The sequence below is a fragment of the Plantactinospora sp. A48 genome (assembly GCF_055793945.1).
This window is the reverse complement of the sequence record NZ_JBTIXF010000175.1, coordinates 1-223: the sequence shown is the minus strand read 5'-3', so window position 1 is coordinate 223 and position 223 is coordinate 1. Positions and strand designations below refer to the sequence as shown.

The window sequence follows — 223 nt, the reverse complement described above, 5'->3', positions numbered from 1 at the left end:
AGCCGGAGGCGACGTTTCCACCACTGTCCAGCGCCAGGCCGGTGCCCGCGTTGGCGATCCGGACGTATCCGGTGGGGGTGGGTCCGGAGCCGGGGGTGGGGATCTGGCCGGAGAAGGTCAGCTTGACCACGTACGCGAGGGCGCTGAACGGGGCACCGGACGAGGGCATGGTGATGTGCAGTCCGGAGCCGTCCTGGCTGCGGGTGGGCAGGTTGACGTACGT

At 70.0% G+C, this 223-nt stretch carries 1 pseudogene; it reads right to left on the bottom strand.

Features of this window, described 5'->3' with window-relative positions:
- A pseudogene (locus ACXN5W_RS30490) lies at positions 1-223 on the bottom strand (alpha-L-fucosidase); the annotation flags it as partial.